The 14704-nt window shown below is 44.7% G+C and carries 9 protein-coding genes and 2 pseudogenes; 2 read left to right on the top strand and 9 right to left on the bottom strand.

The features are described 5' to 3' along the window. Nucleotides 1–168: 168 nt before the first annotated feature. The 4 genes from ACTWJ7_RS19840 to ACTWJ7_RS19855 form a co-directional block, all read right to left on the bottom strand. On the bottom strand, nt 169–723 hold the full coding sequence (locus tag ACTWJ7_RS19840) for an NADPH-dependent FMN reductase (protein ID WP_301878655.1): 555 nt from the start codon (nt 721–723) through the stop codon (nt 169–171). Nucleotides 724–767: 44 nt separating this feature from the next. After that, nucleotides 768–1658: a UDP-N-acetylmuramate dehydrogenase gene (gene murB, locus ACTWJ7_RS19845; protein ID WP_301878656.1), complete on the bottom strand. Its 891-nt coding sequence runs from the start codon at nt 1656–1658 to the stop codon at nt 768–770. A gap of 114 nt (nt 1659–1772) precedes the next feature. Continuing rightward, complete coding sequence (locus ACTWJ7_RS19850) at nt 1773–2129, bottom strand: HesB/IscA family protein (protein WP_301878659.1); 357 nt, start codon at nt 2127–2129, stop codon at nt 1773–1775. Nucleotides 2130–2175: 46 nt separating this feature from the next. Then, the gene (locus ACTWJ7_RS19855; protein WP_301878660.1) at nt 2176–2514 is read right to left on the bottom strand and encodes a hypothetical protein; all 339 of its coding nucleotides are present in this window, start codon (nt 2512–2514) and stop codon (nt 2176–2178) included. Between the two features lie 272 nt (nt 2515–2786). Here ACTWJ7_RS19855 and ACTWJ7_RS19860 point away from each other — a divergent pair, with 272 nt between their 5' ends. Next, on the top strand, nt 2787–3446 hold the full coding sequence (locus ACTWJ7_RS19860) for a helix-turn-helix transcriptional regulator (RefSeq protein WP_301878662.1): 660 nt from the start codon (nt 2787–2789) through the stop codon (nt 3444–3446). A gap of 227 nt (nt 3447–3673) precedes the next feature. Here ACTWJ7_RS19860 and ACTWJ7_RS19865 read toward each other — a convergent pair whose 3' ends face one another. Next, a complete protein-coding gene (locus ACTWJ7_RS19865) occupies nt 3674–7738 on the bottom strand; it encodes an S-layer homology domain-containing protein (protein ID WP_301878664.1) in 4065 nt (1354 codons plus the stop codon). A 296-nt stretch (nt 7739–8034) separates the two neighbouring features. Here ACTWJ7_RS19865 and ACTWJ7_RS19870 point away from each other — a divergent pair, with 296 nt between their 5' ends. After that, a complete protein-coding gene (locus tag ACTWJ7_RS19870; RefSeq protein ID WP_443145803.1) occupies nt 8035–8712 on the top strand; it encodes a MurR/RpiR family transcriptional regulator in 678 nt (225 codons plus the stop codon). A 171-nt stretch (nt 8713–8883) separates the two neighbouring features. On the opposite strand, the pseudogene ACTWJ7_RS19875 reads toward ACTWJ7_RS19870, so the two are convergent. From ACTWJ7_RS19875 to ACTWJ7_RS19890, 4 genes and pseudogenes are all read right to left on the bottom strand, one after another. Continuing rightward, nucleotides 8884–9599 (bottom strand): annotated as a pseudogene (locus tag ACTWJ7_RS19875) (N-acetylmannosamine-6-phosphate 2-epimerase). A gap of 5 nt (nt 9600–9604) precedes the next feature. After that, nucleotides 9605–11178, bottom strand: a pseudogene (ptsG, locus tag ACTWJ7_RS19880) (glucose-specific PTS transporter subunit IIBC). Nucleotides 11179–11434: 256 nt separating this feature from the next. Next, nucleotides 11435–13405, bottom strand: a complete 1971-nt coding sequence (locus ACTWJ7_RS19885) for a hypothetical protein (protein WP_443145804.1) — start codon at nt 13403–13405, stop codon at nt 11435–11437. Next, on the bottom strand, nt 13387–14691 hold the full coding sequence (locus ACTWJ7_RS19890) for a hypothetical protein (protein ID WP_443145805.1): 1305 nt from the start codon (nt 14689–14691) through the stop codon (nt 13387–13389). The genes ACTWJ7_RS19885 and ACTWJ7_RS19890 overlap by 19 nt, the downstream gene beginning before the upstream one ends. Between the last annotated feature and the right edge of the window lie 13 nt (nt 14692–14704).

Below are 14704 nucleotides of genomic sequence, written 5' to 3' on the forward strand. Positions count from 1 at the left end.
TAGACACCGGAGGAAGCGAAAAAGCCACGCGTTAGAAAAAATAAATTTGAGGACTCCACCTCTTATGTATAAATTCTGCTAACTTTTGAAGTTGTAGAATAAACAAGGTAGCCGCTCGCACTGAACGGCTACCTTTGTTCTTTTATTGAAGTACAACTTAGTCCTTGCTTATTTCAGGACGGAAGACGCTTTTAATTGAGTCTGCATGAAGACCAGTTCTTCAGCCAATTTTTCCAGCCGACTTAGTGCTTCAGTATCTTTAATGTTATTCTCAGCATCAAAATGATCACTATTCAGATAAACATAGCTTGGGGCAACATAGGAGCGGAAAAAGCCTGCAATCGGTTTCAATTGATTTTCAACAACCAAATAATGCTGATAGGTGCCCCCGGTTGCTAGAAAACCCATCACTTTATTGTAAACGCTCTGCACAGGCAATAGGTCGAATACATTCTTTAGTACACCTGTCAGAGAGGATTGATATATTGGTGTGCCGATTACGTAAAAGTCAGCATCAATCAATTTTTGAACCACCGACTGGGTGTCTTCATTATAATCCTCCAATTTGCGGCCATCGCAAAATTCGATCCCTTTATAATCTCTTAAATCTATGAGCTCCACTTCAATTTCTGGATGATTATTTTTCACGAATTGGAGTACCGTATCCACACCCACTGGTGTCTTTGATCCAATCAACGACCCGGACAATCCTATTAATTTCACAACATAACCTCCAATAAGTCGTAGTCATCTGTTAAATTTCCTGCCTACTCTCCCAAAATAATGACTTCCGTCTCCAATTCAATATTAAATTGATCGTACACTCTTTTTTTAATTAATCTAATTAATTCCAAATAATCCTCAGCAGTGGCGTGATCTGCATTAATGATAAAACCCGCATGTTTCTTCGAAATTTCAGCTCCCCCAATGCGAGTACCTTGTAGATTACATTCTTGAATAAGTTTCCCGACATAATGTCCCTCTGGACGTTTGAAAACACTTCCGCAAGAAGGGTACTCAAGCGGTTGTTTGGATTCCCGTTTAAACGTTAAATCCTGCATGACACTGGAGATAACATCCTTATTGCCTTTTTTGAGATTAAATTCGACTTCAAGTATGATGTATTGATCTGTTCGGAAGATACTGTTTCGATAACCAAGCTGCATATCATCTCGGGCGATGTTAACCAGTTCTCCATGTTTAGTAACAACAAGCGCTTGCTCGACGACCTCTTCCATCTGACCGCCATAAGCTCCCGCATTCATATATAAAGCACCACCTGTGCTCCCTGGTATTCCACATGCAAACTCCAGACCCGTTAGACTGTTTTCCAAAGCGATCTGTGAGACGTCGATAATATTGGAACCGCTTTGCGCGACAATCTTGTCACCATAGACCTCAATTTGATCGAATTGGCTCAGAGAGAGCGTGATTCCACGCAGCCCCTGATCTTTAATAATGACGTTTGATCCTTTGCCAATGACAGTCAGAGGTATTTGATGTACTTTTGCAATGTTAACTATGTTAATAATTTCTTCTTTCGTAGTAGGATGAATAAGTATGTCTGCTTTACCACCTAGTCTTATATAGGTATGGTCCTTTAATGGCTCATTCAATTTCAATTTTTCCAAAGGTATGTGATTCTCAAAAATATTCATGACATTCTCTCCCTGAGTTGAAAAGACGTGATTGCACAATCGGCGAACAGAAAACTCCTTCATTGTATGTTTAATATGAGATTTTACTTGGAATTATTCCGAACATCATATCATTTAATCACATTTTTTAACCTCGCCACGGTAATTCGCCATTCTGAAACTGGCTCCGCAGCCACATGACACTTTTGCATTAGGATTATTCATGGTGAATCCCCCTAACATCCCGCTTTCTTCATAATCAATCTCAAGTCCTTCAATATATGGAACCGTATTTGAGTGAACCAATATACGAAATACACCTTTATCTAATAAGATATCCCCTTCTGCTTGCTGTTCATCTACGATAAGGGTATAGGACAGACCACTGCAGCCCCCCTCATCCACCCCTACTCGAAGAAATGAATTCCGGCTATCCGCACTTGCCAGAATTTCAACGATCTTTTCGGATGCTGTTTCACTGACCTGAATCATCGTTTATACCTCCTTGAAACGTATTTTTGGGTTAGACTGGTGTTGTTCAAACGCTGCCCATTAAAATTCTAATGATTTCTTCTGGACTCGTATAAGCATTAAAACATCGATATTCTGCTGCTTGCAGATGGTTAGGAATATCCATGATTTCAAGAGATCCGCTATATAAAACGATCCTATATTTCCCGGAAAATTGTTCTATAAACGGCTCAATATTCTCCAAATTCATATCTACGATGATCACAGTATTATCCGGAAGATGGTTAATGTCACAGATCACATCACGCGTAGCGTCCAGAACATGCAAGGAGGACTCGGTTCGAATCAACAAACTTAAACTTTTAACGATGTGATGCGTGTTTGACAAGACTAACACATGGTTCATTCAGAAAACCTCCGGATAAATGATCGCAATCGCAGGATATTTCTCTTCCTAAATTCATGTTTTTAGTACACCAGTCCATCAAACAGGGTATGAGAGCGGCTAGAGCGGCCCCGTGAATTTAAATTCATACATGATTTGTATAGGATACCGGATACTTAGTAAACATTTTTATTTATAAAGTATAAGCTACAGCTCGCCTTTGACTTTGTCAATATTTTTGTTTAAAATGTATGAAATCATGCAGATTCTGTTGCTTAAAAAGGAGGTTCACCATGAGCCAGGACCAAACGAAAAAGGCTGCCTCAACCAGTACCCGAAAAGCAATCATTAACCTGCTTAAGCAGCAAGGTGGAATGGATGTTGTGGCACTCTCCTCCCAATTTGCGTTATCTGGAATGGCTATCAGGCAGCACTTAAATGCACTGAAAGAAGAAGGATTGGTTACTTTCGAAGAAGAGGCTCGTCCCATGGGTCGACCAACCAAGCTATGGAGACTAACCCCCGCGGCTGATCGTTTTTTTCCTAGTGGATATTCAGAGTTATCCGTCAGTCTGATTAATTCCATGAAAGAAGCTTTTGGAAATGAAGGGCTGGACAAGCTGCTGAGTGTTCGAAATAAGAACATGCAAGACCAATATCTTCAGTACATCGGTGATGTAACTGGCGTGAAGGAAAGACTGGAGAAACTGGCTGAAATCCGAACAAATGAAGGTTATATGGCTGAGGTCAGGGATCAAGGCGATGGTAGCCTCTTATTTATAGAGAAGCATTGTCCCATCTGTGAAGCCGCCGCCGTATGTACCGGGTTATGTAAGAGCGAATTACATTTATTTAAAACGGTGCTTGGAGATCATGTTCATATTGAACGGGGAGAGTATATTATGGCAGGCGGAAGAAACTGTATATATACCGTAAGAGAAAATATGCAGTGACAAGACTGTCGACTTTCCCCTTCTATAAAAATGTGCATCGTTATAACAAAAAAGAACCCCGAGATGAATCTCAAGGTTCTTTACGTTCAGAATGGAAAATAAGTCTAGAAAATGGTTGGCACCATTCCACCATCCATGGGAATTGGAGAAATCTCCAAGTCTTCTAAATAAGCAAGAAACCAATGCGGAAAGTTCCACATTGGTTTCTTGGAGGCATTATTTTGGCGTTATTTTGTTTGTTCAAGAAGACCGATAATAAGCGTAACGGCCTCACCCCGGGTGGCTGTCTGCATTGGGGCAAATCGATTGCCACCAATACCGCCTACCAGACCTGCCTCCACGGCAGAAGCTACATGGGATACTGCCCATGCCGGAACATCCTTTGCATCTTTGAAATCCAGCTTCGCATTGGAATCCGTTGGGATCCCGCCAGCGCGAGCAATCATGGTCACCATCTCCGCACGGCTCAGCGTCTTGCCAGGACCGAACGAACCGTTAGCGTAACCATTGATAATGCCAGCAGATGCCGCTGCTGTAATATATGACTTCGCCCATGAAGGAATCTTGTTATCATCCGTATAGTGAATGCTCTCGCTTACGGTATTCATATTCAGGGCACGACCCAGCATCGTTATGAACTCGGCGCGTGTGACTTTTTGATTTGGACGGAAAGTCTGATCGCCGTATCCATTTACAAATCCAGCCGCCAAGGCTTTATCAATTGCAGATTTTGCCCAGTGCCCGGCTGTATCTTTTATCGCTGGCGTAGTCCCTGCGTTCCCGTTATTGCCTGATCCAGTACCCGGCTCATTGCCAGACTCAGTTCCGTTGCCGGTACCGTTGTTTGAACCGTTACCGGTTCCTGTGTTGCCGCCGGTGCCTGAGGAGCCATTACCGCTGCCTGATCCGTTACCGGAGCCTGAGCCAGAACCCGGATTGGATGTTCCCGGATTGGATGGATCAGTCCCAGGATTTGTCGTTCCCGTTTTCTTCACGATACCGAACTGATCAATAATGAATGGGGCTGCTCCGTTCAGATTTTGGTCAATTTCATACGTGATAGCTGTCAGTTTACTGCCGTCAATCGTAATGCCCACAAAATTCTGGACCTGACTGCGCATTGGACGGCGGTTGTCGTTCGGATCCGGGCCATATTTCTCTGCATGATTTTCCTCTGCACGTTCAAAAAGACTGTAGTAAGCTTCTGCGAGACTTTCACTCTTATTTTTGTAATACACTTTTGGACCCGCTGTTGCCGGAATCAGATAGATTGAGCCATTCGGATTCACAGAGTACTCGATTTTCTCTCCATTTTGCATCTCCGTGATGATCTCTGGCTGACGTGCTTTTCCATTCTGATCGATCGGTTTTGTGCGGGCATAGATATGATCATGTCCCTGAAGAACAAAATCAATGCCCAGCTCCGCCATGATCGGTGCAATCTTGGTACGTAAACCGTTTGCTCCCATGATGTCGGAATCCGTTGCGTGATTTGAGGTCGTGTATGGTCCCTTGTGAATGTTCACAATAATCCATTGGGCTCCATTTTTCTTGGCAGCCTGGACATCTTTCTTCAGCCACTCGACCTGCTCTACTGAAAAGTTGTCATACTCGTCCGAATCCTCATTCGAATTCAGCACAACAAAATGTGCATTGCTGTAATTATATGAGTAGTACGCTCCCGTCTCCGTTGCTGAATTCTCTGGTGATTGGACATTAAAATGATCAATAAACGCATAATTCTTGTCTTCATGGTTTCCTGCGGATGGAACGATGGTTGTGTTCAACAGGCTTTCCTGCGAATGCCCAAGCAGCCAATTCCACTGTTCCTCTTTGATACCATTATCCACGATGTCACCGTTGTGTACGACGAACTGTGCATCCGGTACAGTGGCGAGCGCTTTAGCCAGTGTCTCGGAGGAAAGGATGGCTTCATCTTCTTCCTTGGCTTGTGTATCGGCCAGATCGATGAAGGTAAATTTGCCTTTTTCCGGTGCCGTGCGGAAGGTTCCTGTCTCGCTCCATACTTGCCGGGAAGCATCCCCTACCCGGTAATAATAGGTCGTATTCGCTTTGAGTCCGGTCACTTCCGCTTTGTGCATCAGCTCCGATGGAGCATTCGCAGGCTGGGCAGAGCGCCCTTGAACCGATTTGGCTTGTGTAAAATCAGGTGCTGCAGCTGTTTTCTCCACAACTTGAAGGTTGCTCTCTGTCACTTGATCAGAGGTATACCAGGTAAAACCCTTGCTATTGGTCGGATCTCCATGGAACGTTACCGTTACTTTGCTGACTTTCTCAGGAACAGGTACCGTATCCGATTCCTTGATAATTCCGAAAGTATCCACGATAAATGGTTCTGCATTATATTTATTTTGGTCAATCTCATATGTTATGGCTGACAGCTTGCCTCCATTAATGGTCAAGGAGACAAAGTTCTGTACATGACCTCTGGCCAAACTTGTAGTGTCACCATATTTCCGTGCATGGTTTTCTTCCGCACGCTCGAACAAGCTGAAATATGCTTCACCCAGTTCTGGCTTTACGTTTTTGAAATATACTTTGGCCCCGGCGGTTGCGGGAATCATATAAATGGTTCCATCCGGTTTGACCGAGTATTCAATACTCTGACCATTAAAAGTCTCTGTTATTTTGGACACATCTTCAGCAGTGCCATCGCTCTTGATTGGCTTGGTGCGAGCAAATATATGGTCATGTCCCTGGAGGACCAGATCAATTCCCAGTTCGTTCATGAGCGGGGCGATTTTTTTTCGTTCACCGTTCGCACCAATAATGTCGCTATCTGTGGCGTGATTCGATGTCGTGTACGGACCTTTATGGATGTTAACGATAATCCACTCGGCTCCTGCGGCTTTCGCCTCCGCAACATCCTGCTTCATCCATGCGACTTGCTCGTTTGAGAAATTGGCATACTCGGTTGAATTCTCGTTGGAGTTCAGTACGATAAAGTGGGCTTTACTGTAATCATAAGAGTAATATGCGCCTGTTACTGTTGCGGCACCCTCTGGCTGCTTCACGTTAAAATGCTCGTAGAACGCATAATTCTTGTTCTCATGATTACCAGCGGATGGTGCAATGGTCGTGTTCATCAGACTGTCTTGTGAGTGACCAAGCAGCCAGTTCCATTCTTGCTCTGACGTGCCATTCTCCACAACGTCTCCGTTATGGACGACAAATTCAGCATTCGGAACAGTCGCGAGTGCCTTGGCAAGTGTAGAGCCGGACAGAATCGCCTCATCTTCTTCCTTTGCTTGCGTATCCGTCAGGTCAATGAAGGTAAAGTCTCCATCAACCGGAGCCGTTTTGAACGTTCCAACCTCACTCCATATGTCCAGGCTCTGATCACCAACGCGGAAATAATAAGCGGTATCTGGCATAAGACCCGTCGCTTCCGCCTTATGCACCATTTCTCCCGGGGAGTTAGAGGCTACGGATTCACGTCCGTTGAAGCTTTGGGCCTGACTGAAATCTGCAAGACCTCCCTGGTTAGGTACCACTTGAACAGTGCTCTGTGCAGATGCAAGAGGAGTATACCAAGTGAAACCTTTGGCACTTGTCGCATCACCATAAAAAGTAACCGTAACTTTGCTGATATCCAGCGATGGCGCATTAGCCAATGCTTTAAGCTCCATGTCAAAATACAGGTCAGAGCTACTGTCGCTTTGCTGATGAACTTCGACCGCAATTACGTTCGTTCCATCTTGCAGCTCAGCTTTCAGCGGCTCCGTCAGATCAACATTTTCATACATCACAGGCAAGTCCTGACTCGATGCTGCTTTGGTAGAGTACTGAACCTCACCTTCCGGCATGCCAAATCGGCCAATTTCCACACCATTGACATAGATAACTGCCCCGTCATCAATGCCGAATGTACCGAGAATTTGTCCGTAGCTGTTGATTTGATCTTTGTTAACGTTTAGATTTGTGCGGAAATAAGTAGTGCGGGGTTTTAATTTTTTGTCCAGACCGTAGCTGACTTCTGTTTTGAGAGGTCCAAAATAGGAAGTGCTCACGCCATTGCCGTTGTCCTTATACCCAAATGGAGCCTGTCCCGTTTTCCAGGAGGACAAATCATCGTAGGTACGCCATTCTGTCAGTAAATCCTGACCCTGATCAAAATAAGTCCATTCGACGTTGCGCTGTAACAGAATATCCGGCTCGGAAGACGATGCGGCTTGGGCTGAATTGGCTCCCCCAAATCCCGCGAACCATCCGAATACCAAAGAAAGCGATAACAGGATGGGTAAACACTTTTTGTAGAGGTGACTGATCATAATTCTCTCCTTTTTATGTAAGATTAGTTGGATTATCAAAATCCAAACAGGCCAAGCATAGCAAATGGAAATCAGTTTCCAGTCAGCTTGAAGTAAAACGGTTGTAAACTCTGACATTTATTTATTCTGTTCACGAATGATATTTTAAAGTTAACATAATAATTAATATGGTTCTTAATATCATCGAATGAAACGATACGTCTATTTATAAAGGTTTGATGATTTGGCTTTTAGGAAGTAGACTAATGAGGATAGACTATATAGAAGTTAACACGTTCTGGGAAAGGAGAATCCGAATGTCCTCCAGTGTCATTGATATGCTACAGCTTGAATACCAGCGCTTCTCAGCAAAAGAAAAGGAAATAGCCGATTATGTTATGCGCAATAAATCATCCATTAATAACATCAATATTAGGGATCTGGCTACCTACACCAATGCTTCCATGTCCACCATTACTCGATTTTGCAAAAAAGTAGGTTGTTCCACCTTTGTCGATTTTAAAATTCGGCTTAGCCGTGAAGTGCACCAACCCCGCAATGAAACGGATTTTTTTATACGAACACAACAGATTCACAATGATATTATAAATGCGACCGCGGAAATGCTGGATACCGACAAAATTGAACAAGTGGTCCAGTACATAAAAGAAGCTCGCAAAATTTATGTCTATGGTTTGGGAAGTTCAGGCTTGTCTGCTTTGGAATTCAAATACAGGCTCATGCGGATGGATATCGTAATCGATGCGGTAACCGATTCTCACATGATGATCATGAGTGCTTCTCTTCTGGGCGAAGACGATCTGGTTATTGGTTTATCTAATTCTGGACGAACGTTAGAAGTCAGCGATGCATTAAACGCGGCCAAAAAAGAGGAAGCAAAGTCGTGGGAATTACTAATTTTGATCATACACCCCTGTCTGAAATTTCGGATTTGTGTATTTTTACCCCGGATATCGGGCGAAACGGAGATGTGAACTTCATCAACAGCCAATTGGCCATTATTTACATCCTGGATGTAATCTCGCTTCTATTACTTGAGGATGAACATTTACTGCATGCACGGCAGCAAACGTTAAAAGCTCTTTATTCTGCTGAATAAACAAACAGCCAACTTGATTCGTTGGCTGTTTTCATGTTTTCTCCTCTTATTTAGCAGAAGGAGAAGACTCCTTCAATTTTGCAATTTCAGCGACAAAACGTTCCGTAATTTGTTGAGGACGCGTAATGGCCCCACCGACAACAACACAATAGACTCCAGCTTCGAGACACGTTGCTGCCATCTCCGGCGTCATGATATTCCCTTCCGCAACAACAGGCGTTTGCACACTTGCCAGAATTTCCTTCAAGGCCGCAAATTGATTATCGTACAGCTTAACCCCTGCTGTCTCCTCTGTATATCCGACTAATGTAGAAGAAATCAGATCAAAGCCGAGCCGTTCTGCATTTATAGCTTCCTCTTGGGTCGAAATATCCCCATTAATAGAAGTTGAGGATGTTTGGTACGAATTTCATGCACGAATTCATCCAGTGTTTTGCCATCCGGCCGTGCTCGCAGCGTCGCATCAACCGCAACGATCTCCGCATGCACCTCGGCAAGCTCATCCACTTCCACGATCGTTGGTGTAATGAACACCGGATTGGTTCCGTAATTTCTCTTCACAATACCTATGACCGGAAGATCAACCTGTTCCTTAACCTCTTTCACATCAGCCGCCGTATTGGCACGAATACCTATGGCTCCACCTTCTTTTGCTGCGATTGCCATGCGTCCCATGATGAACGAACTATGAAGCGGCTCATGCTCCAATGCCTGACATGATACAACGAGACCGCTTTGTAAACCCAATTTATCTATATTCATTGCAATTACTCCGTTTCCATAATTTCTTCGATTTCATTTTTGATCACCGTTACCTGAGGGCCGTAAATAACCTGCACTCCGTTACCGACCAGGACGACCCCTTTGGCTCCCGTAGCTGTAAGTGCATCCTTTTGAACCTTCTCGATATCCTTCACGGATACGCGAAGCCGCGTTGCACAGCAATCCAATTCATTGATATTGTCTGCACCGCCCAATCCATTCAGGATGGCTATCGATCGTTCTTCCCCTTTTGCAGATGACGGTGTATTCGTTTGCTGACTTTGTGTTTTGGCTTCTGGCTCCGCTGTTCCCTCATCCTCACGTCCTGAAGTTTTTAAATTGAGCTTAACGATCAGAATTCGGAAGGTAAAGTAATACAGGAAGAACCAGACCACACCAATGATAGGAACGATAATCCAGTTGGTTTTCGCATTACCCTGAAGTATCCCGAACAGAATAAAGTCGATTAATCCGCCTGAAAAAGTCTGACCGATTGTAATCTCGAAAATATGCGATAACATAAATGCCAAACCATCAAATACAGCGTGAATCACATACAAGATTGGAGCGACAAACAGGAACGAGAATTCAAGTGGCTCCGTAATTCCTGTCAGGAACGAGGTGAGTGCCGCAGACAACATCAGTCCGCCGACTACTTTTTTACGTTCAGGCTTGGCCGTATGATAAATAGCGAGTGCGGCACCCAGCAGACCAAACATCATCGTGATAAAACGACCTGACATAAATCGGGATGTACCCGAGAAGAATTTCTCGGTTGCAGGGTCTCCCAGTTGAGCAAAGAAAATATTCTGTGTTCCTTCGTAAACTTTTCCCGCAACCTCCATTGTTCCTCCGACTCCAGTCTGCCAGAAAGGCAGATAAAAGATGTGGTGCAACCCAAGTGGACCCAGCATCCGTAAAACAAATCCGTACAACAGTGTTCCGATATACCCAGTTCTATCGACCAAACCTCCAAGCTGCGTTATGCCGAGCTGGATGGTTGGCCAGATCAGGAACAACGCAATACCTATAAAAATGGCCGCAAAAGATGAAACGATAGGAATGAAACGTGAACCTCCAAAGAATCCAAGGAATTGTGGAAGTTCTATTTTGTTGTACCGATTATGAAGCCATGCGGTAACCAATCCGACGACGATCCCTCCGAGCACACCGGTTTGCAGTGTCTGGATACCGAGTACCATACCTTGACCGGCACTAGCCAAATGATCTGCGGCAAGTTTCCCGAATTGACCAACATCGCATTAATGGATGCATTCATCACCAGATAGGCAAGACCTGCAGCCAAACCTGCTGTACCTTTGTCCGCTCTGGCAAGTCCAACCGCCACACCAATGGCAAAGATCAATGCCAGATTATCAAACACAATACTTCCTGCACTGCTCATCACTGTAAACACTTGCTGCAGCCACGTGATCTGCAAAAACGGATACGAATTAACTGTATTGGCGTTGGATAAGGCGCCTCCAATCCCCAGTAATAGACCCGCCGCAGGTAAAACAGCAATAGGAAGCATGAACGATTTACCAAACTTCTGAGCCTTCTCAAAATATTGCTTCACTGTGATATCCACCTCTCTAAAACTATTTTCATTTACATAATAATTATGAAAATGGTTTTCGTCAACACATATTTAAATCGCTTTCATAACGTGTGAGGTCTAAGGATTTAATGAATAACCTGCTTTAAATATAATTATTTCCAGCGTAGCAAACTTCAGTCTTTCCTGTTCAATGCCAAAAAAGCCGCCAATATGGCGACTTTTATGTGTACGTATTCTTGCTCAACAGTTACTTGCCCAGAACCGGAATATTGCATTATTTTAAGATTCTAGTCACCAGTTTTACTGACCCGTTCATGCCTGAAGGCAGTGATGACTTTCCGTATACATTTTCCAGTGTATTGCCCACTTGAATGGCGATTACATTAATCCCCGGCAAAATATAAGACATGACATTCCAATGATAGGGAGGCCATAAGCGGATGCCAGCATCCTCCCCATTCACATAAAGCCGTGCCGTCTCTCTAATATCTTCCGCTTCCAGCCACAGTTCATCTGCCGGATTCAAGCTGACATTGGACAAGTCCACTTGCTGCGAGTACGATGCTGCTCCCGAATAGAATGGATAACCGGCGGCATTCCAAACTCCTGCCAGTTGTTCCGATTCCACGGTTAATGTAGTCTGATTTTCTATAGCAAATGAACCAATCAGGTAAGCAGGAAAGGAAATGGCAGGCATAGGCTCCAGCAATGAAACCGTGAGAACTTCAAGCTCATTCTCGCCTTTCACGAGGTGTTTGCTAATGTCCACACCATTGTAATGAATATCTTGCCATAGCGATGGTCGGAGTGCTTCCATCCGTACTCCATTAACAAAGATTTCAACATTACGTCTGCGCTGAAGAAAACCGATATGGGATGGAATCTTCTGCTCAATCTCGTCAAGAATCAGCTCCATTTTGGTGAATCGGCGTTCCTCTCCTGATTCGTTTGCATGTTCTGAACCCTTCTGCGAGTTCATAAGCTCGATCCATTCCTCTGTCACGACAAATGTTGTACGGTACGTATTGACTTGACCTGGCATCGCTGCATTCATCCTGGACTTGCGGTCATTCAACGTTACCTGCCATTGATCCAGTACAAGTACGTTGGGTTCTACGGTCTGAAACTGCCAATAATCACCTAAAACCATCACCTCAGTGGAACACTGAGCTTTACCCTTCCCGTGCTCTTGCGGTAAGGAAAATCTATGATCATCGGGGTCAAATGAATCGGTCGCTTGATCATATCTAACCGATAGTACAACTAGCTCCCCCGGTACCAATGTTAGAACAGCATCATGACTTAGCGGGTTCACACTCCTGTTTTCCAAATCCCATTCTTCCATGTAACCGTTCATTCGAATCGGATCGAATTGAATGGACACGGGCTGCTCCGACCAATTCATCAGCCATGTATACACGTGGGCTTCGAATGTTCGTTCAACACGAATTAGATCCTCGCTGTGCCCTTCAACTTGTGTCCAAGCAATGGTCGGTTGTACCGTCAGTAACTCTTTTAAAAGAACACAAAACTTCATAAGGGTATCATTATGATGTGGGTCCTCGTCCGCTTCTTCTTCCACTCCCTCATCTTCATGGACTGTATTGTTCATGGAATAGAATAGGCTGTGCCCTTTGCCAACTGCTTGTAATTTTCCGTGCTGAGGATTGGAACCAAATAGTACATTCATAGGTTTCAATATTTCCGGATCTTGCCGCAGGACTCCACTATCACGAGGAATTGCCCCAACCGCAATAAGCGTTCCGCCATTGTTGACAAAGGATACAAGCTGTTCTGCGATATCCGTGGACATAACCGTAATTTCAGGCAAAATCAAAATCGAATATGCGTTTAGATTACCGGCATACGGATATCCGTCAGCATGAGCATTCTTTACCTCTCTCAACTGGCACTCATCTACATAATCGTAATCAATGGAGCTGCGCAGCATACGATCAGACAATAAGGAGAACAATTGATCCGCAGTTGGATGCTTGTTCGATTCACCGGATACGAACATATGCTCATACACCGTATGGATCGGTGACAATAGCAGCACTTCCGGTATGCGCTTCGTGGAAGCCCCCAGTACACTCAGACGCCCAAGATAATCGGCAAAAGCCCGATAATGAGGCCAGTGCGGAGCATGCTTGAATTCAGTAGGCGGGAAATCCGTTTTTCGATATCCTGCAAACGAATAATAGAATGCATGCGGAATAAACAGATTCACACCCAGAAATGCCATGAAATTGGCATCAAGCCTCCTTTGTCGCATCGCGTAGGCATGACCACTCGCACCAAAGGACTCGCAGATGACTCTCTTTTCCCATTCAGCTGAGCGACAGACGCTGCGGTCTTTACGGATACGATACGATGCGGATTCTCCCTTGTACCGATCCCATGTGTCAGGTAGTCCACACCTGCATAATGGAATTGTTGCAATACGCGGGTTTGATTGCCCTGCGACCGAGCCTGCCCCCACACTGGCTCCTCCAGTGTATGGCCAATATACAGCAGACTGTGTGACTCGCACCACGTACGAATAGCCGCATGATACCCTTCGACATACCAACGGGTAATCGTATCATAATAATCTTGCCTCACAGATCTGTTGCCATCAACAATCCCATATAACAAAGCGCCTAAGCAGGGAATTAGCTCATATCCGTTCTCCTGTTGATAGCGTCCCGCCATCCCGTGTGTCCACGCAAACACCATTCCGGGCAAAGTTGCGTTCACATCTTGAACCGACGTTCGAATGGCTTCTACGCCAAAAAAACCATCGTGGATCATGAGTCCAGGTTCATCCGTAAATACGCCTTGAATGGTCGCACCGAAGTGTGGCTGTAATTGCTGAAACGGCTCATAAGCCCATTGAATGAAAGCCTGAACGGCATCCGGATTCAAGGTGTCCAGGTAATAGCCTTTTGCAAACGTGATCCCTTCGGCAATTTCACAGGACCAACAGGCGAGTATGATATAATCATCGTCCGAATCCGGTTTCCATTCCTGCCCATATAACGCTGTAATATCTTCCGGTTGATCATATATCAGCCATTCCCCATCTTGCTGGATGGCACGATAAACGAGAATAGCGATGAGTTCATTGTTACCGTAGGAGACAAAATCGAGAGGTAACGTTCCCTGTTGTGCTTTGTATAAGTATCTTCGTTCCTCGACCCTCAAGTATCTCATCCGATATTCGGGATGCCGCCTTGTCAGCTTACCGCCAAGCGTTCCGCTCGGCCAATTGTCCTCATCATACAGCCAGACCACCATATCGCGCTTCTCGCATTCCTTTGTGCAAAATTCCAGCGTATCCATGAACTCTTCGGACAGGTACGGGGTTTGCATTCCATGACGTGCATGCAAAACTACGCCGCCAACACCCGCTTCATACATGGATTGAATTTGGCTTTCAAGCTCAGCCTTGGTGAAATTATGATTTAGAAACCAAAAGGGTTGCGGCCGGTACGTTGCGTCAGGATTCTTGAATTGCTGTTGTAATTCATCAATGTTCGTGATTTTCATTTCCACATTCATC

Origin of the sequence: Paenibacillus sp. 1A_MP2, from assembly GCF_052244825.1 — a bacterium.
In the GTDB taxonomy this organism is placed as follows: domain Bacteria; phylum Bacillota; class Bacilli; order Paenibacillales; family Paenibacillaceae; genus Paenibacillus; species Paenibacillus vandeheii.

Excerpts from the sequence above, each read along its gene's own strand:
- ACTWJ7_RS19885 (WP_443145804.1), bottom strand. The coding sequence starts at position 13,405 with ATGGCATTTCTGGGTGTGAATCTGTTTATTCCGCATGCATTCTATTAT.
- ACTWJ7_RS19890 (WP_443145805.1), bottom strand. The coding sequence starts at position 14,691 with ATGAAAATCACGAACATTGATGAATTACAACAGCAATTCAAGAATCCT.
- murB (WP_301878656.1), bottom strand. The coding sequence starts at position 1,658 with ATGAATATTTTTGAGAATCACATACCTTTGGAAAAATTGAAATTGAAT.
- ACTWJ7_RS19865 (WP_301878664.1), bottom strand. The coding sequence starts at position 7,738 with ATGATCAGTCACCTCTACAAAAAGTGTTTACCCATCCTGTTATCGCTT.
- ACTWJ7_RS19855 (WP_301878660.1), bottom strand. The coding sequence starts at position 2,514 with ATGAACCATGTGTTAGTCTTGTCAAACACGCATCACATCGTTAAAAGT.
- ACTWJ7_RS19850 (WP_301878659.1), bottom strand. The coding sequence starts at position 2,129 with ATGATTCAGGTCAGTGAAACAGCATCCGAAAAGATCGTTGAAATTCTG.
- ACTWJ7_RS19870 (WP_443145803.1), top strand. The coding sequence starts at position 8,035 with ATGTCCTCCAGTGTCATTGATATGCTACAGCTTGAATACCAGCGCTTC.
- ACTWJ7_RS19860 (WP_301878662.1), top strand. The coding sequence starts at position 2,787 with ATGAGCCAGGACCAAACGAAAAAGGCTGCCTCAACCAGTACCCGAAAA.